At 67.3% G+C, this 19894-nt stretch carries 25 protein-coding genes and 1 pseudogene; 15 read left to right on the forward strand and 11 right to left on the reverse strand.

Translation table 11 applies throughout. The annotated features are described in order from the left end of the window. Window positions 1-56 precede the first annotated feature (56 nt). Genes NL126_RS13080 through NL126_RS13090 form a run of 3 tightly spaced genes read left to right on the forward strand, consistent with a single transcriptional unit; the run spans window position 57 to window position 2606 of the window. Window positions 57-497, forward strand: a complete 441-nt coding sequence (locus NL126_RS13080) for a VOC family protein (RefSeq protein WP_255195321.1) — start codon at window positions 57-59, stop codon at window positions 495-497. Between the two features lie 45 nt (window positions 498-542). Next, window positions 543-1553: an RNA 3'-terminal phosphate cyclase gene (gene rtcA, locus NL126_RS13085; protein WP_255195322.1), complete on the forward strand. Its 1011-nt coding sequence runs from the start codon at window positions 543-545 to the stop codon at window positions 1551-1553. A gap of 57 nt (window positions 1554-1610) precedes the next feature. Further along, window positions 1611-2606, forward strand: a complete 996-nt coding sequence (locus tag NL126_RS13090; RefSeq protein WP_255195323.1) for a hypothetical protein — start codon at window positions 1611-1613, stop codon at window positions 2604-2606. Here NL126_RS13090 and NL126_RS13095 read toward each other — a convergent pair. Then, entirely contained in the window at window positions 2603-3211 is a 609-nt protein-coding gene (locus NL126_RS13095; protein ID WP_255195324.1) for a translation initiation factor IF-2 subunit beta, read from the reverse strand. The genes NL126_RS13090 and NL126_RS13095 overlap by 4 nt on opposite strands. A gap of 98 nt (window positions 3212-3309) precedes the next feature. Here NL126_RS13095 and NL126_RS13100 point away from each other — a divergent pair, with 98 nt between their 5' ends. The 3 genes from NL126_RS13100 to eif1A all read left to right on the forward strand — a co-directional run bounded on the left by NL126_RS13100 (window position 3310) and on the right by eif1A (window position 5056). Continuing rightward, entirely contained in the window at window positions 3310-3696 is a 387-nt protein-coding gene (locus NL126_RS13100) for a pyridoxamine 5'-phosphate oxidase family protein (RefSeq protein ID WP_255195325.1), read from the forward strand. Between the two features lie 67 nt (window positions 3697-3763). Beyond that, the gene (locus NL126_RS13105; protein WP_255195326.1) at window positions 3764-4702 is read left to right on the forward strand and encodes a hypothetical protein; all 939 of its coding nucleotides are present in this window, start codon (window positions 3764-3766) and stop codon (window positions 4700-4702) included. A gap of 66 nt (window positions 4703-4768) precedes the next feature. After that, window positions 4769-5056, forward strand: coding sequence for a translation initiation factor eIF-1A (gene eif1A, locus NL126_RS13110; RefSeq protein ID WP_255195327.1), 288 nt, complete (start codon window positions 4769-4771; stop codon window positions 5054-5056). Between the two features lie 63 nt (window positions 5057-5119). Here the strand turns inward: eif1A and NL126_RS13115 are convergent, their stop codons facing one another. Beyond that, window positions 5120-5551 (reverse strand): universal stress protein, encoded by a 432-nt coding sequence (locus NL126_RS13115; protein WP_255195328.1) that lies wholly within the window; start codon window positions 5549-5551, stop codon window positions 5120-5122. An 87-nt stretch (window positions 5552-5638) separates the two neighbouring features. On the opposite strand from NL126_RS13115, the gene NL126_RS13120 reads away from it, so the two are divergent. The 3 genes from NL126_RS13120 (at window position 5639) to NL126_RS13130 (ending at window position 7454) form a co-directional block, all read left to right on the forward strand. Beyond that, a complete protein-coding gene (locus NL126_RS13120) occupies window positions 5639-6403 on the forward strand; it encodes an aldo/keto reductase (RefSeq protein ID WP_255195329.1) in 765 nt (254 codons plus the stop codon). A gap of 103 nt (window positions 6404-6506) precedes the next feature. Next, complete coding sequence (locus NL126_RS13125) at window positions 6507-6782, forward strand: hypothetical protein (protein ID WP_255195330.1); 276 nt, start codon at window positions 6507-6509, stop codon at window positions 6780-6782. A gap of 48 nt (window positions 6783-6830) precedes the next feature. Beyond that, on the forward strand, window positions 6831-7454 hold the full coding sequence (locus NL126_RS13130) for a class I SAM-dependent methyltransferase (protein WP_255195331.1): 624 nt from the start codon (window positions 6831-6833) through the stop codon (window positions 7452-7454). A gap of 145 nt (window positions 7455-7599) precedes the next feature. Here NL126_RS13130 and NL126_RS13135 read toward each other — a convergent pair whose 3' ends face one another. Continuing rightward, window positions 7600-7794, reverse strand: coding sequence for a cold-shock protein (locus tag NL126_RS13135; protein WP_255195332.1), 195 nt, complete (start codon window positions 7792-7794; stop codon window positions 7600-7602). Between the two features lie 305 nt (window positions 7795-8099). On the opposite strand from NL126_RS13135, the gene NL126_RS13140 reads away from it, so the two are divergent. Together NL126_RS13140 and NL126_RS13145 are read left to right on the forward strand one after the other, a co-directional pair. Further along, a complete protein-coding gene (locus tag NL126_RS13140) occupies window positions 8100-9671 on the forward strand; it encodes a spermidine synthase (RefSeq protein ID WP_255195333.1) in 1572 nt (523 codons plus the stop codon). Between the two features lie 42 nt (window positions 9672-9713). Next, window positions 9714-9926, forward strand: a pseudogene (locus tag NL126_RS13145) (ester cyclase); the annotation flags it as partial. 54 nt (window positions 9927-9980) lie between these two features. On the opposite strand, the gene NL126_RS13150 reads toward NL126_RS13145, so the two are convergent. The 7 genes from NL126_RS13150 to NL126_RS13180 form a co-directional block, all read right to left on the reverse strand. Further along, window positions 9981-11351 carry a uracil-xanthine permease family protein gene (locus NL126_RS13150; protein WP_255195334.1) on the reverse strand — a complete coding sequence of 457 codons (1371 nt, stop codon included), beginning with the start codon at window positions 11349-11351 and terminating at the stop codon, window positions 9981-9983. A 94-nt stretch (window positions 11352-11445) separates the two neighbouring features. Further along, window positions 11446-11994: a hypoxanthine/guanine phosphoribosyltransferase gene (hpt, locus tag NL126_RS13155; protein ID WP_255195335.1), complete on the reverse strand. Its 549-nt coding sequence runs from the start codon at window positions 11992-11994 to the stop codon at window positions 11446-11448. A gap of 117 nt (window positions 11995-12111) precedes the next feature. After that, window positions 12112-12582 (reverse strand): PIN domain-containing protein, encoded by a 471-nt coding sequence (locus tag NL126_RS13160; RefSeq protein ID WP_255195336.1) that lies wholly within the window; start codon window positions 12580-12582, stop codon window positions 12112-12114. Continuing rightward, window positions 12579-12830 (reverse strand): hypothetical protein, encoded by a 252-nt coding sequence (locus tag NL126_RS13165; RefSeq protein ID WP_255195337.1) that lies wholly within the window; start codon window positions 12828-12830, stop codon window positions 12579-12581. Before NL126_RS13165 ends, NL126_RS13160 begins: the two co-directional genes overlap by 4 nt. Window positions 12831-13098: 268 nt before the next feature. Next, a complete protein-coding gene (locus NL126_RS13170) occupies window positions 13099-14196 on the reverse strand; it encodes a DUF7972 family membrane protein (protein ID WP_491536948.1) in 1098 nt (365 codons plus the stop codon). 29 nt (window positions 14197-14225) lie between these two features. Beyond that, a complete protein-coding gene (locus NL126_RS13175) occupies window positions 14226-14465 on the reverse strand; it encodes a DUF8593 domain-containing protein (protein ID WP_255195339.1) in 240 nt (79 codons plus the stop codon). 338 nt (window positions 14466-14803) lie between these two features. Then, window positions 14804-15061: a hypothetical protein gene (locus NL126_RS13180; protein ID WP_255195340.1), complete on the reverse strand. Its 258-nt coding sequence runs from the start codon at window positions 15059-15061 to the stop codon at window positions 14804-14806. Between the two features lie 78 nt (window positions 15062-15139). On the opposite strand from NL126_RS13180, the gene pdhA reads away from it, so the two are divergent. The 3 genes from pdhA to NL126_RS13195 all read left to right on the forward strand — a co-directional run bounded on the left by pdhA (window position 15140) and on the right by NL126_RS13195 (window position 17680). Then, window positions 15140-16255, forward strand: coding sequence for a pyruvate dehydrogenase (acetyl-transferring) E1 component subunit alpha (pdhA, locus tag NL126_RS13185; protein WP_255195341.1), 1116 nt, complete (start codon window positions 15140-15142; stop codon window positions 16253-16255). A 132-nt stretch (window positions 16256-16387) separates the two neighbouring features. Continuing rightward, complete coding sequence (locus NL126_RS13190) at window positions 16388-17062, forward strand: hypothetical protein (RefSeq protein WP_255195342.1); 675 nt, start codon at window positions 16388-16390, stop codon at window positions 17060-17062. Between the two features lie 141 nt (window positions 17063-17203). After that, the gene (locus NL126_RS13195) at window positions 17204-17680 is read left to right on the forward strand and encodes a pyridoxamine 5'-phosphate oxidase family protein (RefSeq protein ID WP_255195343.1); all 477 of its coding nucleotides are present in this window, start codon (window positions 17204-17206) and stop codon (window positions 17678-17680) included. A gap of 17 nt (window positions 17681-17697) precedes the next feature. Here the strand turns inward: NL126_RS13195 and NL126_RS13200 are convergent, their stop codons facing one another. Further along, a complete protein-coding gene (locus tag NL126_RS13200; protein WP_255195344.1) occupies window positions 17698-18732 on the reverse strand; it encodes a deoxyhypusine synthase in 1035 nt (344 codons plus the stop codon). A 110-nt stretch (window positions 18733-18842) separates the two neighbouring features. Here NL126_RS13200 and NL126_RS13205 point away from each other — a divergent pair, with 110 nt between their 5' ends. Next, window positions 18843-19805 carry a beta-ribofuranosylaminobenzene 5'-phosphate synthase family protein gene (locus NL126_RS13205; protein ID WP_255195345.1) on the forward strand — a complete coding sequence of 321 codons (963 nt, stop codon included), beginning with the start codon at window positions 18843-18845 and terminating at the stop codon, window positions 19803-19805. Window positions 19806-19894: the final 89 nt, after the last annotated feature.

Here is a 19894-nt window from a genome sequence, read left to right on the forward strand (position 1 = left end):
TTCGAACGACACCCACTGGCGGCAGGGCTATCTCGAGGTTCGACCTACGGAACCCGATGCAGTCAGACGCCGATGTGTACCCGATGCCGCTGTTCGTCCGCCTCGCCGTCTCGGACGTCGGGACGTCGACGGCGTGGTACGAGGCGCTGGGCTTCGAGGTCGTCTACTCGATGCCCGTGATGGCGCACGTCCGGTACCGTCGGTACGCCGACGTGATGCTCGCCGCCGACGAGACACAGCCGGGTGCCGGAGCCCCACGCGCGACCCCTCGGGGGAGCGGCATCTCCATCTACCTCAACGTCGCGGACGAGTCGGTCGACGACGTGGCCGAGCGCGCCCACGAGGCCGCTGCGGAGATAGCCGTCGAGCCACACGAGACGCCGTGGAACACGCGGGAGGTTACGCTCACGGACCCCGACGGCTACGAACTCGTCTTCACGGAGGTCGTCGACGCCGACCGGAGCTTCGAGTCGGTGATGGACTCCCGAGTGGACTGACCCGCGTCGGCGTGGGTTTGTAATCCTCCCCGTCCAACCGCCGGTATGCTCGACCTCGACGGCTCCGACGGTGGCGGCCAACTCGTCCGCTCGGCGCTCACCTGCTCGCTACTCACCGGCGAGGGGTTCGACCTCTCCGGCATCCGGGGCGACCGCCCCAACCCGGGGCTCCGGCCCCAGCATCTCGCAGCGGTGGAACTCGCCACCGACATCGGTGACGCGACGGTCACGGGCGACGCCATCGAGAGCGGGCACCTCACGTTCGAGCCCGGCGCCGTCTCGCCCGGCGGGTACGCGGTCGACGTCGGGACTGCGGGGAGTCTCACCCTCCTCTGTGACGTCGTGGTTCCGCTCGCAGCTCACCTCGATAGCCAGCTCGACCTGACCCTCGACGGCGGCACCGACGTCAAGTGGTCACCCCCCACTGATTTTCACCGCCACGTCAAGCTCCCGCTGCTCCGGTCGGCGGGCTGGGACGTCACGCTCGCGGTCGAGCGCCGGGGGTTCTATCCTGCTGGCGGGGGCCGAATCGAGCTGTCACTCTCGCCGTGTGACCCGTCGCCGCTTCAGCTCACGGACCGCGGCGCCAGCGAGCACGCACACGTCTTCGCCGTCGAGAGCGAGCACCTCGCGGACGCCGAGGTGGCCGACCGTCTCGCGACGGCTGCGGAGGAGGGACTGGCATCCGAGTGGTCGGTCGAGTCGAGTACCGAGACCGTCGCCAGCGACTCGCCGGGGGCAGTCGTGGTCGTCCGACTCGACTACGAAGGCGGCGTGGCAGGGGTCTCTGCACTCGGTGAGAAGGGCGTCCCCGCCGAGGACGTGGCCGAACAGGCAGTCGACGCCGTGAGGGCGTTCGACGTGGGGACGGGTGCCGTCGACGCGCACCTCGCGGACCAGCTCGTGCTCCCCGTAGCGCTCGCGGGGGGGACGGTCCGGATTCCCGAGGTGACCGACCACGTCGCCACCAACGTCGACCTCCTCCAGGCGTTCGGCTTCGACGTGACACTCGACGAGCGCGAGGCGGACGCGGTGCTCTCGGCGCCCGTCCCCTGAGCTGGTGAGGCTTCCGCCACACGAACGTTCAATCCAGTCCTCGCCGTAGCGAACGGCGTGCGCCCTCACCGCCTCGTTCTGCTCGTCGCCGCGCTGTTGCTGTTCGCCACACCGGCACTCGCGCACGTCCCGGTGTTCGCGACCGACAACGCGACGCCCGAGACGGCGTACCCCATCACCGACGCGTCGAAGTCGTGGTCCATCTACGACCAGGTGGACGCAGGCGGGGTCGCGTACTACGAACTCGACTTCGACGCCGGCGACCGCCTCCGAGTGAGCGTGTTCACACCTTCGCGCTCGCTGACGCCGTCGCTGGTGCTCGCCAGCCCGGCGCTCGACGAGTCTGACGCGGTTCCGGCGCGGGTCGCAGTACCCGACGGATACGGACGGGAGGTCGTCGCGGGGAGCCGCCCGGACTGCGCCAGCTACGAGCCGTTCGCCCCGTCGAGCTTCTACGACACCGTCCAGCTCGACCGCGAGGTCGAATCCGGTGGCCGCTACCTGCTCGTGGTGTACGCCGACGGCTCCGGGCCAGTCGGACTCGCCGTCGGGCAAGAAGAGCGGTTCACGCCGACCGAGTACGTTCGCGTCCCGCTCGACCTCGTGCGCGTCCACCTCTGGGAGGGGCAATCTCCTGCAGTGGTGTTCGGCCCGCTCGTCGCCGTCCTCGGGATCGGCATCGCGCTCGGGCGGTCACGGCTCCCTTCTGCCCGTCCGGCGTCCATCTCGGCGGCGCTGGGGCTCGCGGGGCTGCTCTACGTCGGAACCGCCGCGGGGACGGCGCTCCAGACCGTCATCGCCGTCTCGCGCAGCGGGCTCACCGCTGGCGTGCTCGTGACGGCCGTGTTCGTCGTCGTTCCCCTCCTACTCGGCGCGTGGCTCCTGCGACGGGCGCAGGCGCCGGCACAGCTGACGACACGCAGTCGACTCGCGGCGCTCGTCGTCGGCGTCGTTGGACTCGCGACGTGGGCGGGGTTGCTCGTGGGCCCGGCGCTCCTGTTCGCGGTCGCGATAGCCCCGAAAACGGGATTCGGTGTCGGGTCTGGAGCCTAGGCGAGGCGGGCGAACGCGAGGTCGCCGCTGATGTTCTCGATGTACGCGTCGACGACCTGTCCCTCCTGTGCGCCGGGGACGAAGATGGTGTACTTGCCGCGGTTGGCGACCCCGTCGCCCTTGCGGCCCGTGCCGGTGATCTCGACCTGGTAGGTCTTCCCCTGTTCGAGCGTCGGCTGCTTCTTCGCCGACGTCTTGCGCGTCTTCTGGACGGGGCGGAACGCTCCACACGCCGTACAGCGGAGCATCTGGACGCCGTCTTCGGTGACGAGTCGGGTGTCGGGCAGGCCACACTCCGAGCAGGTGACGAACTCCTCGGTGTAGGCGTCGATGGCGGCCTCGAAATCAGCGATGGAGAACGACCCGTTGTAGCGGCCGCGGCCCTCCTCGTACTGGCCGTTCGTCCCGAGTTCGCGCTGGATGGCGCTGTGGAGGTGTTCGGGGTCACGCGATAGCGCGTCGGCGATGCCGCCGAGGTTCGTCAGACGGGTGAACGCCCCGTCGGTCTCTCCCTCGGGTGTGGGGACGTTCAGTCGGCTGCCCCCCTCGCCCGGTCGGTCAGGGAGGTCGTCGTGCGCACGGTCGAGAAGGCTGTCGTAGTCCATGTGGACTGGAACGGTTTCGTACGTATAGGCCCTGCGTATGTCGTGTCACCGCGGCACATATCGGGTGGACTCTTGGTGGTCGGCGTCCAACCGCTGACATGTCCGCCATCGACCCCGAAGCCGCGGCGCTGTTGACGAGCGAGCCGCTGCTCGCGCATCTCGCGACCTGTCGGGACGGCCGTCCCCACGTCGCACCGGTATGGTATCTGTACGGCGATGGCGTCGTCGAGGTCGTCACCAGCGGGCGCAAGCTCGCCGACCTCCGCGAGAACCCGTACGTCTCGCTGTCGGTCGAGCAGAGCGAGCGCGGGGACCCGGAGTGGATGGTGTCGCTCCGGGGGACCGCGACGGTCCTCGATGACGACGACGCCTTCCGCGAGGCGAACGCGCGCATCAACCGGAAGTACGGCGCCGACGAGGACGCCTGGACCGACAACACGCTCGTTCGCATCGAGGTGGGGTCAGCGAGCCACCGGACGTACTGACGACGGCTGCGCGATCCGGTCGCCATGGTGCCCGGGGATTATGCCCTCACGTGCGGTAGCCTCGTGCATGACGGGCTCCGACGCCGGTCTCGACGCCGCTGGCCGCCGTCGGCTGGCGGCAATCCGTGCCGCCGAGAGTCTCGCGGCGCTCGCTTCCGTCGTCGACGCGGCCGACGAACACGAGGCGTACTTCACGGCGAAACGCGAGTGGCGCGACCTCCGGGGTCGTGAGCTGGCGGTGCTTCCGCGACGGCCCGGGCTGCCCGGCTCCTGTGTCGTCGTCGACGGCCACACGTTCTGTGCCCACGGGGTGACGCACGCTGCGACCGACGCCGAACGCACGTTCCTCCGCGAGCACGTCACCCGTGCCGTCGACGCCGGCGCGACCGTCTACTGCGAACAGGGCATCCGCCGGATGTACTTCGACGACCTCCCCGCCGTGTGTGAGATGGACGACTACCGCTGGGCCATGCAGCGGTGTGCGGAGCTCGACGTCGACTCGCACGTCGGCGACCTCCTGGATGGGTTCGACGGACTCGCCGACCAGGTCGACTCGCTCGCCGCGCGGTTCCAGACGGCGGTGTTTTCTCTGGTCGACTCGGGTCGGGAGGTGTACGGCGAGGAGTTCGCCCGTGCGCTCGGTGACGTGGCGTCCAGTTTCCTCACGAGCCACGCCGGCCTCGCGGTCGGCGACGAGTTCGCCTCGTTTCGGCTCAGTCGGGCGGCCGCCGAGGACCCCGCACGGCTCCGCGACCTCCAGCACTACTACGAGCGGGCGTTCCTGCCGCAGCCACTCGAACGCGAGTGGCTCCGGCGGCACGACCCCGAACTCGAACTGGTGACCCACGCCCGCAACGAGCGGATGGCCGACTACGCCGTCTACCACAACGACGACGCCGAGCGCGTCCACCTCGTCGTCGGGGCCGCCCACCAGCCGGGGGTTCGTTACTACCTCGAACGGTTCCGTGACGGCGACCGCGAGCTGTCGGGGTTCGAGCCCGTCTGAGTCGCCGTGACACACGCTATCGCGAGTCCCCGAGTACTTTAACGTGGGGAGCACCTATCCGGTACAATGAGCGAGGAACAAGAGGAGCGACGAAACCTCAGGATGCCGAACGAGAACGAACTGTTCGCGGTCGTCACACAGCACAACGGCGGCAACCACGTCCGCGTCCAGTGTGAGGACGGGAAAGACCGGATGGGTCGCATCCCCGGCCGCATGAAGTACCGCACGTGGATCAACGAGGGCGACGTCGTCCTCGTCGAACCGTGGGACTGGCAGGACGAGAAAGCGAACATCGAGTGGCGCTACACCGGGCAGGACGCCGAGCAGCTCCGGCGGGAAGGCCACATCGACTGACCTGTTTTCGCGGGGTGCTGGCGGATGTGACGCTGACTCGGAGTCGGTGCTCCGGGCTTCGGATTACGGGGCGGCCACGTCGACGGTCAACACCGGCGCGTCGGCGTTCGCGGTGACCGTCCGGGAGACGCTCCCGAGCATCGCCTGCTGGTAGTCGACCTGTCGGGTGCCCATCACGACGAGGTCGGCCTCGATGTCGGCGGCGAACGCGAGGATCTCGTCGGCGGGGTCGCCGCTCCGGCACGTCGTCTCCACGGCGACGCCCGCTTCGGCGAACCAGTCGGCGGCCGCGGCGACGGTCGTCTCGCCCTGCTGGTCGAGCTCCGCCTCCACCTCGTCTTTCATGTCGTCGTCGAGCGTGAGGAAGGCCCGCTTGTCGACGACGTGGAGGACGTGGACGGTGGCGTCGCGCGGCCCGGCGATCTCGGCGGCGTGCTCGAACACGCGTGTCATCGTCTCCGCGTCGTCGACTGGCACCAGAATCCGGTCGTACATACTCGAAGGTACGGTCAAGGGGATTAATACTCGGACGATTTCGCTCCGCGACGGGAGAGTTATCGGGCCCGCGCCACCACTCGACGTATGCACCTCCCGCCGGTCGGCCTCGGTACGATGGGCATCGACGACCCAACGGTCGTCGAAACGGCCCTCGACGTCGGTTATCGCCACCTCGACACCGCGCAGATTTACGAGAACGAGCAGGTCGTCGGCGACGGCCTCGCTGCGAGCGACGTGTCGCGCGACGAGGTGCCCGTCGCGACCAAGCTGTGGGTCGACGACCTCGGTGCCGACCGCGTGCGGGCGTCGACCGAGGAGAGCCTCGCACGCCTCGGGCTCGACCGAGTCGACCTGCTGTACGTTCACCGACCCCGCGACACGTACGACCCCGCGACCACCCTACCCGCGCTCGACGACCTCGTTTCTGCTGGGCTCGTCGACAACGTCGGGCTGTCGAACTTCACCGTCGACCAGCTCGCCACCGCGCGCGAGTACCTCGACGCGCCCATCGCCGCCCATCAGGTCGAGCGCCATCCCCTCTTTCACGAGGAGGCCCTGCTCGCGGACGCCCGCGAGCACGGCTACCCGCTCGTGGCGTACTCGCCGCTCGCGGGTGGGCGAGTCCGCGACTTCCCCGAAGTGCAGGCAGTCGCCGAGCGACACGACACCACGCCCGAGGCGGTCGCCATCGCGTGGCTCGTGGGCACGGATGGGGTCGTCACGGTCCCGAAAGCGACCTCACGTCGCCACCTCGAAGCCAATCTGGCGGCCGCCGACCTCGAACTGCCCGACGCGGACCGTGCGGCCATCGAATCCATCGAGCGAGTAGAGGAGTTGTTCCCCGAGTAAGCTCCGCCGACCGTTTTTCGCGCGAATAGGTACTCCGAACCGAGTAGTAATTTTGTCTATTAATCAGGAAGGAATTAAGGTCGCCGAGCGGCAGGGACTCGACATGGCCACGACGGAGGGCTCTGCCGCCGGTCGAACTGTCGACACCCGACAGCGCATCTACGAGTACGTCGCCCGGGAGGGTCGCGTCCGCCGCGAGGAGGTCCGGACGGCGGTCCGCCGGATGCCCGCGAGTGCGTCGAAGCCCTCGCGTTCGGGCGTCGACCGCGCTCGCGGCACCGAGCCGCTTCGCCCCTCGGAGCTCCAGCGGCACCTGGATGCGCTGGCGCGCGAGGGGCGACTCGACGTCAGCGGCGACGCCGTCACGCTCGTCGAGTAACCAGCAGCGACCCGACGGGGCTTTACGTCTCCGTCGACGGTACCGAACGTGGATTCTGATGAGGTCCGACGGGAGTGGGAAGAGCGGTCGGGAGAGTACTCGCCGGCGTACTACGCCCACTACGGGGCCGACGACACGAGCGAGTCGATTCACCGCATTCTCGAGGAGCACCTCGACCGCGATGCGGCCGTCCTCGAACTCGGCTGCAGCTCCGGGCGCCACCTCGCGCACCTGCACGACCACGGGTTCGACGACCTCTCGGGTATCGAACTCAACGCCGACGCGTTCGACGTGATGGCCGAGACGTACCCCGACCTCGCCGAGACGGGCACGTTCTACCACGCCGCCATCGAGGACGTGGTCGGCGACTTAGCCGACGACACGTTCGATGCGGTGTTTTCGGTCGAGACGCTCCAGCACCTCCCGCCGGACGCCGAGTGGGTGTACGGGGAACTGGCTCGCATCACGAGCGGGCTGCTCGTCACCGTCGAGAACGAAGGAGGGCCCGACGCGGACGGGGGCCCCGACGCGGACGTGAACTACGTTCGCGACGAGTTCCCGCTCTACTACCGCGACTGGAACGACATCTTTACCGCGCAGGGGCTCACCGAGATCGAGACGGTTTCGGGCGACCGCGACACGCTCCGGGCGTTCCGGTCGCCTCCCGAGTAATCGGACACTCGGCGGGCGTCGATCGGTCTCGCTCTGGGTCGATACTACGCCGTACTGCGCACCCACCACTGCTGGTGCTCTGGGGTGTAATCTTCTGAAGAATTGCTGTTACGCTATGTCGCCGTGTGGCGACGGTGCGAACTAGTTATGCGCGGACGACGTTCGTCGCGCGGGGGCCCTTCGGGGCGTCCTCGATCTCGAACTCGATTTCCGTACCTTCCGTGAGATCCTCACCGCCAACGTCCTCCATGTGGAAGAAAACGTCCTCGTCAGAGTCCTCAGTCGTAATGAAACCGTAGCCGCCAGTGTCGTTGAAGAAGTCAACCTTACCGTTTGCCATTGCAAATAGACAAACCCGGCGTTGACGGTTAAGGGTTTGGAATTCGTTATCCTGAACGCCGATTTCGTAGACGTTTGTGCTTTACTTGGCGGGGGTTCGTGAAATTTATCCGCAACACGTCGGTTCTGCGCGGCTGTGGTGCCAGACCAGTCATTCTCAGCGAGTGGTTCCGTTGGTCCCACAGTTCCCTCGCGGAGGACCGAAGCACTGCTGTCGTCGGGTTCTGTCGCTGACCCCTTCGTGCCCCACGGTCGCACGGCGCTCGGCGTCCAACAGTTAACCCGCTCCGGTTCCTCCGGGGTGACATGCCCACGGCCCGCTCGCTCGATGCCCTTCGTCTGACGCGCCCGGAACTCGCGGTGTTCGTCTCCGGCGTCGCCAGCATGGGTCTCGAAATCCTCGCGGGGCGGATGATCGCCCCGCAGTTCGGCAGCAGCATCTACACGTGGGGGAGCATCATCGGCGTGTTCCTCGCAGCGCTCAGCTACGGCTACTATCGCGGGGGCAAGGCCGCGACCCGCGCGACGAACGACCGGATGGCCCGCGTGTTCCTCCTCACGGCCGCGTACGTCGCGGGACTCATCTTCCTCGGCGACCTCATGTTGCGCGCGCTCTCGGGGTTCCCGCTCCCGAGCCGGTTCGCCTCGCTCCCCGCCATCACCTTCCTGTTCGGCCCGCCGACGTACCTGCTCGGGTACATCAGCCCCTACGCCGCCGAGCTCTCGAACAAGGAGGGACTGGGCGCAGCGTCGGGCCACGTCTACGCGGTCGGCACCGTCGGGAGCATCGTCGGCGCGTTCGCCACGACGTTCCTGCTCATCCCGTCGCTGGGCATCGACCAGATCGCCCTCGTGTTCGGGCTGCTGTCGGTCGCGACGGCCGTCGTGCTCCTGCGTCCTCGTCCGGACCGCGACCAGCTGTTCGCGAGTGTCGGCGTCACCGTCCTCCTGCTTGCGGCGGTCGGCAGCGGCGTGGCCGGCATCACCGTCGAGGGCCGCGTCGTCTACCAGACGCAGACGCCGTATCAGGAGCTCCGGGTCGTCGACTTGGGCGACACGCGAACCCTGTATCTCGACGGCCAGCGCCACAGCGCGATGGACCGCGACGACCCCTACAGACACGTGTTCGACTACACGCGCTACTTCCACCTCCCGCTGCTGTTCGCCGACGACCCGGACGAGATCGACCGCGTCCTGTTCATCGGTGGCGGCGGGTTCACCGGCCCCAAGCGGTACGCCCACGACTACAACGTCACCGTCGACGTCGCCGAAATCGACCCCGAGGTCGTCCGGGTGGCAGGGGAGTACTTCGGCGTCGAGGAGTCGCCCCGGCTGAACATCTACACCACAGGTGGTCGCCAGTACCTGCAGGAGACGAACCGGACGTACGACCTCATCGTCCTCGACGCCTACCGGAAGGACAAGGTGCCGTTCGAGCTGACGACCGTCGAGTTCATGGAACTCGCATCGAGCCGCCTCGACGACGACGGGATGCTGTTCGCGAACGTCATCTCCGCACCGACCGGCCCGGCGTCGAAGTTCTACCGTGCCGAGTACGCGACCATGAGCCAGGTGTTCCCACAGGTGTACAGCTTCCCGACCGCGGGCGGTGGCGTCGTCCAGAACATCGAGGTCGTCGCGACGAAGGACGACACGCGCGTCACCGAGAGCCAACTGGTCACGCGAAACGAGCGCCGGGCCATCGGCATCGACCTCGCGAACGAGACGCGGAACTACGCGGGCGCGCCGAACACCGACGACGTGCCCGTCCTCCGCGACGACCGCGCGCCGGTCTCTAGCCTGCTCGACCCGATGGTCGGCCAGCGGTACGTGATTCAGGAGGCCAACGAGAGCGATACGCCGGGCGCGGCGGCCTGACCACCGGCTCCGAAGTCGTCGCTCGCCGGAACGACCGAACTCGTCATCTGTGCGGGCGATTACGCCGTGAGCTACTACACCGCGAGCGGGACCCACACGGGCGAGCTGTGGGGCATCGAGCCCACCGGCCTGGAGATGTCGACCGGGGGCATCGCCATCTACCGGTTCAAGGACGGGAAGGTCGTCGAGAGCTGGCACCAGTACGACCGGCTCGGCGCGTTCCAGCAGCCCGGTCTCGTCCCCGAGATGGGCTGACCGACACCGACCGGTTCGCCGGTCACCGTCTGGTTTTGTGGCCCGTTTTCGCAGTCAGTCGTCGCTACTGCTGGCGACCGGCTCGCCGATCTCGTCCGGCGATTCCGGTGCGTCGAACAGCGGGCTCTGGTCACCGGGCGCGAACGTGTTCAACAGGAGTGCCGACAGCGCCGTGAGAATGACCGGCTGGCCGAAGAACGTCTGGGCGGCCGCAGGCAGCCCCGAGATGGCGTCCGGGCGGGTGGCGATGCCGAGGCCGAGGCCGAGCGAGACGGCCATGACGGTCATGTTTCGGCGGTTCATCTCGCAGTGGAGGAAGACGAGCCGCACGCCGCTGGCGGCCACCATGCCGGCCATCAGCAGGACTGCGCCCCCGAAGACGGCCTGCGGGATGGTCGTGACGAGCGCGCCGACCTTCGGGCTCAGCCCCAGGAGCGCGAGCATCCCGCCGGTGATGGCGACGACGTGGCGGCTCATGACGCCCGTGAAGTTGACGATGCCGACGTTCTGGGAGAACGACGTGACGGGGAATGCACCGAACGGTGCACCGAGCGAGGAGAGCAGGCCGTCGGTGAACAGCCCCCCGCGGAACTCCTCGTCGCTGGGGGTGCGGCCTTCTGCTGCGGTGATGCCCGACATGTCGCCGACGGTCTCCATCGCGGAGACCAGAAAGAGGAACGCGAACGTGACGATGGCGACCGGATCGAACGCGAAGCCGAACTTCCCGGGTTGTGGGAGTGCAACCCAGGCAGCGGCTCCCACGGCCCCGAAGTCGACGAGACCGAGTGCGAGCGCGCCGGCGTAGCCGACGGCGATGCCGATGAGCGTGCTGAGCAGGCGGGTGATGCCGTCGGTGAACGTGTTGAGTACGACCGCGATGAGGAGCACGAGCGCTGCGAGGCCGATGTGGTGGACGGCGCCGTAGTCGGAGGCCGTGGGGCCGCCCGCGGCGTAGTCCATCCCAACGGGAATCAGGTAGAGGCCGATGATGACGACGACGAGGCCGGTCACCAGCGGCGGGAAGAACGACTCGATGCGCTTGAACTGCCAGCCGATGAGCCCCTCGACGAGGAAGCCGGCGACGAGGATGGAGCCGAACACCGTCGCCAAGCCGGCCGACGACCCGATGCTGATGGAGGCGCCGACGAACGTGAAACTCGTCCCCATCACGATGGGGAGGCGGGCCCCGACCGCGCCGACGCTGTACGCCTGCACGACGGTCGCCAGCCCCGAGAACAGTAGGACCATCTGGACGATGTACGCGAGGTCGCCGCCGCCGAGGCCGACAGCCCCGCCGACGACGTACGCCACGGCCGTCGCGGGGACGATCATCACCGCGAGGTGCTGGAGCCCCAGCAGCGCCGCCTTCAGCGGTGGCGGCTGCTCGTCTAGCCCGTACTCGATGTCGATTTCACCCTCCGTCATGGGCGCGACGTCCCGACCCTCCGACATAATTGTTTCGCGTTCTCGCGTATCGGCGGCGACCGTTGGGTGAAAGTATGCATGAACGTGCGTTTTCTCAGTCGTGCACGACGACATCGCCGTCCTCGACGGTGATGTCGAGGAGGCTCGTCACCTCGTGGTCCACGTCGTCGAGTGCGGAGGGGCCCACCTTCCGGAGGGCGACGACGATGTCCGCGACCTCGGCGCCGATGTCGTCGAGCGCACCGCAGATGGCCGCGAGCGTCCCGCCCGTCGAGAGCAGGTCGTCGACGACGAGCACGCGGTCCTCGGGTTCGACGTCGTTGATGTACATCTCCGAGGAGGAGTAGCCGGTCTGCTGGTGGAGCGCGACCTCGCCGTCGAGCCCGTACTCGCGCTTGCGGATGACGACGAGAGGGATGTCCGATTGGAGCGAGAGCGCGGTGGCGATGTGAATGCCCATCGCCTCGGGGGCGACGATCTTGTCCACGTCGAGGTCCGCGACCTGCGTGATGCCGATGACCACTTCTCGAAGGAGGGCGGGTTCGAGCATCGGCACGCCGTTCGAGATGGGGTGGACGAGGTACTCGTAGCCGTCCTTGTCGATTATCGGTGCGTCGTGCAGTGAGTCGCGGAGCCGGTCCATGTCGTCGCATCCGAGTACCGGCGGAAAAACGGTTCGTTCTGTCGGCTTCGGCACTCACGACTCGGGAACTATCCACAGTGAATGAGGTCAGCGTGGCTATAGCGTCTGCTCGTCCTGTCACTCCTCGTCCAGCATCCGGATGCCGCGCTCTACGACTGCCTCGGTCACGAAGAGACTCGTCTCACGCTGGAGTGCCCGCATGAGTGACGCCGCCTCGTCTCGATCAAGTAATCCGCGGCTGTACCCGAGCGCGATGACGCCGAGAGAGCCGTGCACTTCGACGCCCGCGTCGGACGCTGCCTCCCGGGCGGCGAGGTCGTCGGTTAGAAGAACGATGCCCCGCTCGTCAGCGACCGCAATCGCGGCGCGCTCTCCGGCGTCCAGTTCTTCAGCTCCGACTCGGCTCTCACCGGCTTCGACGAGTTCGTACGAGATGTCGGCCAACTCGCCCGGAACACCACCGGTCTCGACTTCCTCGTACACCGTCTCTGGAACGAGGAGTGTGTCGAACGTCGAGAGCAGTTCGAGCGATTCGATTTCGGCGAGATGAATGAGCGGTCCCGTGTCCGAGACAGCCACGAGCGTCACGCGTTCAGGCCCCAGTCGACGTCATCCTCGACGACCGCGCGCTCTCGGTCCGCTCGCTCGACTTTCGTCCGACCGACGTACTCGATGGCCTCCTCGCGGTCGAGTTCGCCGTCGAGGTACTGTGCGATGACGACGTCCTCCCACAGGTCTTCGAGACCGCGTTCGAGTGCCCGCTCGAACACCTCGGACTCGGGAAGGCCGCGAGCCTCCGCGATTTCTCGTACCCGGTCGGAAATTTCGGCGGCCATACAATGAGATTACTCGGCAACGTTGATAAACCCGTGTCTGCCTCTTCGGCGAGAACTTGACCGGGGCCTATGCCTACCGGGGCTACGACCGGATGCCCGCAGAAACGCCGTCTACCGTCAATAGTGGTCGGCCTCGGCACTCACGACTCACAATCTATCCATAGTGAATGTATTTAGCGGCTCTATAGGGTCCGCTCGTTTCGTTTCAGTTTCATCGACTGAGACGTCATCCGGGTTCGTTCCGTCAGTTGGTTGTAGGTCGGGTGTCCTACCGGGCGACCTCCGGTTCGTCATCGGCCTTGAGGGTGAACACCGTCGATTCGAGGGAGTGTTTCGAGACGGTAAGCATGCGAAGCATGTACGAACTGAGAAGGACGTACGGGGAAAGTGCGATGACGAACGCGAGATTGACATAGAGGAGTCGCGATCCGACTCCTGGGACCGTCGTTTGCGGAAAGAGGCCGGCATCCATCGCGAGCAGAACGTACGACGTGAAGACGATGACCGGGAGCGAGAGAATGAGGAGGGCACTCGATAGGTTCCGGAGTTCCCGCTTGAAATATAGCGTCGTGAAGTACTCTCGACCGGACGCGAGGATCGTGAGTATTCGGAGCAGTGTCGCGAGCGAATCGTGATCCGATTCCGTGAGTGCATCCCCGTGGGTGGCTTTCAGGCGGCGAGTCACGTTGATGTGGCGGGCGTAGGGATAATCGAGCGTGCTCAAAAGGACGATCGACACTCGAGGGTCGCTTTGCCGGATGCGCCTCTCGATCTGGGACAATCGTATGTCGATATCGTCGACGAGGGCAAGCAGGTTCGCCCGCGCTTGCTCGTCGGTCGTCGAGCCATCGGTGGTCCGGAGCGATTCCGTTTCGGAATGGATCGCCCCGATAACGTACTGGAGAAATGGCTGTAGCCCGGCCGGACTGATGCCGTCCTCCACGAGTTCCTCCAGCTCGATCTGGAAATCGATAGAATCCTCGATGCTGGCCAGTTTGACCTGGAGGGGAGCGAACTCCTGAGCGAGGGCTGCAGTATTGATCGAGAGGACGACCGAGACGAAGAGGATGATCCCGCCTAACAGCGTGTTGAACAGGGCCTGAACCGCTCGCGTCTCGGTGACGAGCCGTTCCATCTCGAACTCCCAGACGGTTCCGACCGTCAACAGCACCGACAGGATGACGACCTCCGCGAGAAATGCGAGCACTCGTCGATCCCCGGACAGGAGCACCCACCGAACCAACCAGGTGACCGGAGTCCGGAGGCTGGTCCCGGAAGAGTCGGAATCCGCTCCGATATCTGTGACCTGGTCGAAAATAATGTCCTCAACTCGATTGAAGCGACTATGCCGGCGTACGCTAATCAATATTTGGCTGCTATCGTAGCGATTGATTATCAGACGTTGAGCCGAACGGTCGTGTCGGTGATGTTCGAGACGTACTGGTCGGGCAAGTGATGGACCTGCTGGTTCACCGTTCCGTCCCAGTTCAGTTCCGAGAGCGTCTCCGAATCGGCGTCCGGGCCGACTTCGACGTACAGGTCACCGTTCCGTACGTCGTTCACGGTACCGACCTCGATGCCGTTCTGGTCGACTACCCGCTTTCCCAGGTGTTTGTCGGTGAACTGAGCAACCATGCGTACGAACGTACTCGCGCGAACGTCGAATACGTTTGGGATGCACTTGCTGGCAAGAGTCCCCGCGCGCCTCCGCGGTTTCTCGCACCCGGTCGGAAGGTCCGGCGGCTATGGCGTACGATCGCTCGGCAACGTTGTTAACTCCGCATCCGCGTGTCCGCTGAGGGCCTGCGGGGACTGGACACAACTAAATTCCCTTAGAGACGGCGTGAACCGTCAAAGATGGCGGCCTCGGCACTCATAGGGCTCGTCACCGCCGGCTGCCGAGACCGGCTCGGCCCGTCGCCTCGTCATCGGCCACTCGAGTGTACGCGACGCGAGAGAAGAACGCTTCGGGCTCAGTTCGATGTGAACGACTCGTACTCGACTTTCAGCTGCTCGGTCACGTCGCGGCCGTTCTCCTCGGCGCGCTGTTTGACGCTGTCGAGCAACTCGTTGAGGCTCTGTCCGGTCGACTCGGCCTCCTGTTTGAGCTCGCGCGTCAGCTCCGATTTCGAGCTGTCCCCGCCTTTCGCCTCCTGCAGCAGGGCTTTGAGGTCGGTTCCGGTCTCCTGCATCTCGCGTTGCAACTCCGCGAAGACACTGGATTCGGACATTCCACCTCATGATTCGGGCGGCTGTCTGAAATGGTTGGTGGCCCCTAGGGCTATGGGGGGTGGCTACATCCGACGGGTATGGACAGACGAACGCTGCTCGACCGGGCGCCGGACGACCCCGTTCGACTGCTCGACGCCGAGGGGGAGCTCGTCGACGACTACGAGCCGACGCTCTCGGATGGGAAACTGCTCTCGCTGTACGGGGACATGCGACTGGGCCGCCGGTTCGACGAGCGGATGGTGAGCCTCCAGCGGCAGGGCCGCATCGGTACCTACTCGCCGATGGCGGGGCAGGAGGGCGCGCAGTTCGGCTCGATGTACGCGCTCTCGGACGACGACTGGGTCTTCTACCAGTACCGCGAGCACGCCGCGCCTCTCACCCGCGGGTTTCCGCCGGAGTACCTCCACTACTGGGCGGGCTACGAGGAGGGGAACGCGGTGCTCGCGGACGCGAACATCTTCCCGCTGAACATCTGCATCGGCGACCACATCCCGCACGCGACGGGGATGGCGTGGGCCTCGAAACTCAAGGGGAACGACCACGAGGCGTTCGTCTGCCACTTCGGCGACGGCGCCACCTCTGAAGGTGACTTCCACGAGGGGCTCAACTTCGCGGGCGTGTTCGACACGCCGACGGTGTTCATGTGTCACAACAACGGCTGGGCCATCTCCATCCCGCGGGAGGACCAGACGAAGAGCGCGACGCTCGCGCAGAAAGCCGACGCCTACGGCTTCGAGGGGGTCCAGGTGGACGGGATGGACCCGCTCGCCGTCTACGAGGTGACGCGTGTGGCCCTCGAGAAGGCCAGAGACACCGAGAGCGGCGACCCTCGGCCCACGATGATCGAGGCGCTGGAGTACCGCTACGGCGCACACACCACCGCGGACGACCCGGACGCCTACCGCGACGAGGCCGAGGTCGAGGCGTGGAAACAGAAAGACCCCATCGACCGGCTGGAGGCGTACCTCCGCCGCGAGGACATCCTCGACGACGCGACCGACGAGCGCATCGGCGAGGCTATCGAGGACGCCATCGCCGAGGCCGTCGCGACGCTCGACTCGCTCGACCCCGACCCCGACAAGATGTTCGCCGACGTGTTCGCGGAGCCGACGCCCCGTATCGAGGCACAGCGCGAGTACCTGCGCGAGTTGCGCGAGCGGCACGGTGACGACGCGCTCATCCGCGACGAGTGACGCCCCGTTCCCCGCGCCAGGACAGGGTTCGAGATACAGCTATCTTGTTACGCAACCAATAGTAGGGGTTCGTGTAGCCGACCGCGCGTGGCGGTGCCGACGCGACCGCGAGGCTGCCGACGACCCGGAGCTATGGACCTGTCGCACCGCGACCGTTCGCTCGGGACGGTCGAAGGGACCCGAACCGGAGCGGAGCGAGCCAGCGCCACCGGCTTCGCGACGTACGCCCCTGGGGTCGCCGCCGGCGCCGCGGGGCTCGTCGTCTTCCTGACCGTCCACGCCGTCCTGATCCTCCCCATCTGGTTCGTGGCTCCGCTCGGTATCGTCGCCGCGGTCGTCGGTGGCGTGGCGGTGAACTGGGCGTACCGCAGCGTCGAGTCCCACCTCCCCGCGAGTCTCGGTGGCCGGTGGGTGGCGCTCGCTGGGGGTGCGATACTCGTGTTGACGCCGTCGCTGGTCGTCGCGTGGGCGGGCGAGCCGTACTTCACGGTCGTCGACGGCGTCCGCCGAGCGGCGGGCGACGGTCCCACCATCGCCGCTCGGTTCGTCGTCGAGTTCCTCCTCGTCACGACGCTGTCGGGGGCAGCGCTCGGGTGGGTCGTCACTCGGAGCCGCCGGGGGGCGCTCGCGGTGGCCGTTGCCGCGCTCGCGTTCGCGCTCGGCCCCGGGCACAACCTGCCGTTCTTCCACCTCCTGTACGCCCCGGCGCCCGCCACGACGGGGCTCCTGCTCACGCTCGCGACCATCCTGACTGCGAGCGCCGTCTTCGTGCTCGTCGACCGCATCGTGACGCCATCGGGGTCGTGAGCTGCCGAGAGTCGGCCCACCGGGGCCGTGAGCCGCCGAGAGCCGGCCGCACGGGCGAGTCGTGACCGCTCGACGGACGGTCGTCCCGGATACTGGGACTTGCCGGCCACGTTAATGACTGTCAAGCTCCAACACTACGGTATGACCACCGAGGCGCTCCGCGAGTTCGGCATGGTTCCGATGACCGATGAGGAGATTCGGGGGTTCCTGTCGAGTCAGAGCGTCGGGGTGTTGGGGCTTCCGACCGACGGCGCGCCGTCGATGCGCCCGATGTCGTTCTGGTTCGACGGCGACGACCGGCTCTACTTCCTCTACGTCCTCGGCGACGAGAGCCGGAAGGCCGAGTTGAGCGAGCAGGCCGAGGCCGCGAGGTTCCTCGTCTACCGCGCCGAGACGCGGTTCAACTGGCGAAGCGTCCTCCTGACGGGAACCATCGAGGCGGTTTCGGAGGCCGACTGCGAGGCCGTCGAGGACGTGATGGAGGTAGCGGGCCGCCCCGACGCGCTGGAGCAGGCGATGGGTGCGAGCGAGACGCAACTCGTCGAGTTCCACATCACCGACCGGACCGCCATCAAACACCTCGGGCTTCCGCCGGGGTTCGAGTCGGCTGCGGAGTGAAGCCTTCCCGGCGCGATTCAGCCGTCGATGCGCTCGCGGGCCGCGGCCACCAGCAGCGGGAGGTACACCGTCGCGTCGCCCTGGACCGTCACGTTCCGCGCCTCCTTCTTCAGCTTCCCCCACGACCGTGCCTCGTCGAGCGTCGCGCCCGACAGCCCGCCGGTCGAGGCGGGGTCCATCGTGATCTGGACCGCGTAGTCGTACGCGTCGGGCGTCACGAGCATCGTCTGGAGCGTGAAGTTCTTCGGGACGCCGCCACCGACGAGCAGACAGCCCGCGCGGTCGGCCTCGTACGCGAGGTCCGTCAGCGGCGTCATGTCCTTCAGCGCGTCGAGCGCGAACTCCGAGGTCTGTGAGTACATCCACGCCTGCAACCCGAGGACGGAGTCCGAGACGGCGGGACAGTAGATGGGCACATTGGATTCGTAGGCGGCAGCGGCGATACCTGCGTCCTCCGCGATGGCTTCCCGCTCGTTCACGGCGGCGTTCGCCTTCCCCAGCTCGCGCGTGAACCGCTCGATGCTGACGGTCCCCTCCTGTTCGAGGACGGGGAACACCTCGCTGCGGAGGTGGGACTCGAACAGCGCGAAGTGTTCCTGCGGGAGATACACGTTGTAGATGCGGTCGACTTCCTCGTCGCGCAACTGCTCGTCGTGCTCCTGTGGAGTCTTGTCGTCCGCGTGTTCCGCGCCGTGGTGGTGTTTGCCCCCGATGGCCTCGATGGCGTCGTGCGTGAGGTTCGCGCCGGTCGTCACGAGCGCGTCGACGTGCCCGTCGCGGATGAGTTCGGAGACGATGCTTCGCATCCCGGTCGGCGCCATCGCGCCTGCGAGGCTCATGAACACCGTGCAGTCGTCGTCCGCGAGCATCTCGGCGTAGACGTCGGCGGCCTCGTGGACCGCGGCGGCGCCGATGCCGGCCTCGCCGTACTCCTCGACGAGTTCGCCGACGGTCATCCCGCCCCAGACGTCGGTGTGGCCGAGCGGGTCGTGGTCGAACTCGTGGCGGTCGGGCTCCTGCCACTCGTGGGCGTCGTCGGAGTCGTCGGTCATTGCTGGGTGTGTGGCCGGGAAGCGTTTGAAGGACGCGATTGCCTTCGTACCGATGCCGAGTCTTACCGGCGTCGAAACCCGAATAGGGTGGCAACACAGACGACCACGTAGTGACACGCGTCTCCGCGGGAGCCCGGCTCCACGCCGGCTTCCAGAACCTCTCGCTGGCCCACGAGCGCCTCTACGGTGGCGTGGGCGTCGCGCTCGCGGAGCCGCGCGTGACGGTCGAGGCGCACCCCACGGAGGGAGTCGACTGCCCGGACCCGCTCGTCACCGAGTACGCCAGTCGTGTCTGCGAGGTGCTCGACGTCCCGGGGGCGGCCGTCACGGTCGAGGAGACCCTTCCGCGGCACGTCGGACTCGGGTCGGGCACGCAGTTAGCGCTCGCGACGCTCGCCGCCATCGCCGGGGCGTACGACCACGAGCCGCGGGTCCGCGAACGCGCCCCGGCGCTCGGCCGCGGGGGGCGCTCGGGGGTGGGGGTCGCCGGCTTCGAGGCCGGTGGCTTCGTCGTCGACGCGGGCCACCCGACAGAGCGGTTTACCACCGACCGGCCCGCCGACGGCGCGTGGACGGTCCCGCCCGTCGTCGCCCGACATACGCTCCCCGACGACTGGCGGTTCCTCGTCGTGCTGCCCGAGGCCACGACCGGTCGCTCGGGCGAGGACGAGGATGCGTCGATGCGGTCGGTCGTCGAGCGCGCGGACCCGGGCATCGCCGACGAACTGGCGACGCTACTGGTCCGCCGGCTGCTCCCGGCGGCTGCCGCCGGGCAGTTCGACGATTTCGCCGGGGCGCTCGCGGCGTTCGGCCGACTCAACGGTGCGTGGTACGCCGACGAGCAGGGCGGCGTCTACCGGCCGCCGGCAGGCGAACTCGTCGAGCGACTCCGCGAGTCACACGCGGTCGGCGGGGTCGGGCAGTCGTCGTGGGGCCCGGCCGTCTACGGGCTGACTACGATCGACCGCGCCGCCGAAGCGTGCGAGGCAGCCACGGCAGCGCTCGACCGGGTCGGGGTCGACGGCGAGGTGCTCCTGGCGTGCCCGGCCGACCGGGGGGCCCGCATCGAGTAACCGACGGGGGCGGCCGCATCGAGTGCGTGGCGCGGGTGTGTGTCGCCGCGGGAGCGGAGACGGAGATTTAAGGCACGGGACCCGAACGG

The organism is Halorarius litoreus (assembly GCF_024362405.1).
Taxonomy (GTDB): domain Archaea; phylum Halobacteriota; class Halobacteria; order Halobacteriales; family Haloarculaceae; genus Halorarius; species Halorarius litoreus.

Excerpts from the sequence above, each read along its gene's own strand:
- NL126_RS13165 (WP_255195337.1), bottom strand. The coding sequence starts at position 12,830 with ATGGCCGCCGAAATTTCCGACCGGGTACGAGAAATCGCGGAGGCTCGC.
- NL126_RS13120 (WP_255195329.1), top strand. The coding sequence starts at position 5,639 with ATGCACCTCCCGCCGGTCGGCCTCGGTACGATGGGCATCGACGACCCA.
- NL126_RS13180 (WP_255195340.1), bottom strand. The coding sequence starts at position 15,061 with ATGTCCGAATCCAGTGTCTTCGCGGAGTTGCAACGCGAGATGCAGGAG.
- NL126_RS13175 (WP_255195339.1), bottom strand. The coding sequence starts at position 14,465 with ATGGTTGCTCAGTTCACCGACAAACACCTGGGAAAGCGGGTAGTCGAC.
- hpt (WP_255195335.1), bottom strand. The coding sequence starts at position 11,994 with ATGGACCGGCTCCGCGACTCACTGCACGACGCACCGATAATCGACAAG.
- rtcA (WP_255195322.1), top strand. The coding sequence starts at position 543 with ATGCTCGACCTCGACGGCTCCGACGGTGGCGGCCAACTCGTCCGCTCG.
- NL126_RS13135 (WP_255195332.1), bottom strand. The coding sequence starts at position 7,794 with ATGGCAAACGGTAAGGTTGACTTCTTCAACGACACTGGCGGCTACGGT.
- NL126_RS13200 (WP_255195344.1), bottom strand. The coding sequence starts at position 18,732 with ATGACCGACGACTCCGACGACGCCCACGAGTGGCAGGAGCCCGACCGC.
- NL126_RS13095 (WP_255195324.1), bottom strand. The coding sequence starts at position 3,211 with ATGGACTACGACAGCCTTCTCGACCGTGCGCACGACGACCTCCCTGAC.
- eif1A (WP_255195327.1), top strand. The coding sequence starts at position 4,769 with ATGAGCGAGGAACAAGAGGAGCGACGAAACCTCAGGATGCCGAACGAG.
- NL126_RS13115 (WP_255195328.1), bottom strand. The coding sequence starts at position 5,551 with ATGTACGACCGGATTCTGGTGCCAGTCGACGACGCGGAGACGATGACA.
- NL126_RS13105 (WP_255195326.1), top strand. The coding sequence starts at position 3,764 with ATGACGGGCTCCGACGCCGGTCTCGACGCCGCTGGCCGCCGTCGGCTG.
- NL126_RS13195 (WP_255195343.1), top strand. The coding sequence starts at position 17,204 with ATGACCACCGAGGCGCTCCGCGAGTTCGGCATGGTTCCGATGACCGAT.
- NL126_RS13100 (WP_255195325.1), top strand. The coding sequence starts at position 3,310 with ATGTCCGCCATCGACCCCGAAGCCGCGGCGCTGTTGACGAGCGAGCCG.
- NL126_RS13150 (WP_255195334.1), bottom strand. The coding sequence starts at position 11,351 with ATGACGGAGGGTGAAATCGACATCGAGTACGGGCTAGACGAGCAGCCG.
- NL126_RS13190 (WP_255195342.1), top strand. The coding sequence starts at position 16,388 with ATGGACCTGTCGCACCGCGACCGTTCGCTCGGGACGGTCGAAGGGACC.
- NL126_RS13140 (WP_255195333.1), top strand. The coding sequence starts at position 8,100 with ATGCCCACGGCCCGCTCGCTCGATGCCCTTCGTCTGACGCGCCCGGAA.
- NL126_RS13080 (WP_255195321.1), top strand. The coding sequence starts at position 57 with ATGCAGTCAGACGCCGATGTGTACCCGATGCCGCTGTTCGTCCGCCTC.
- NL126_RS13125 (WP_255195330.1), top strand. The coding sequence starts at position 6,507 with ATGGCCACGACGGAGGGCTCTGCCGCCGGTCGAACTGTCGACACCCGA.
- pdhA (WP_255195341.1), top strand. The coding sequence starts at position 15,140 with ATGGACAGACGAACGCTGCTCGACCGGGCGCCGGACGACCCCGTTCGA.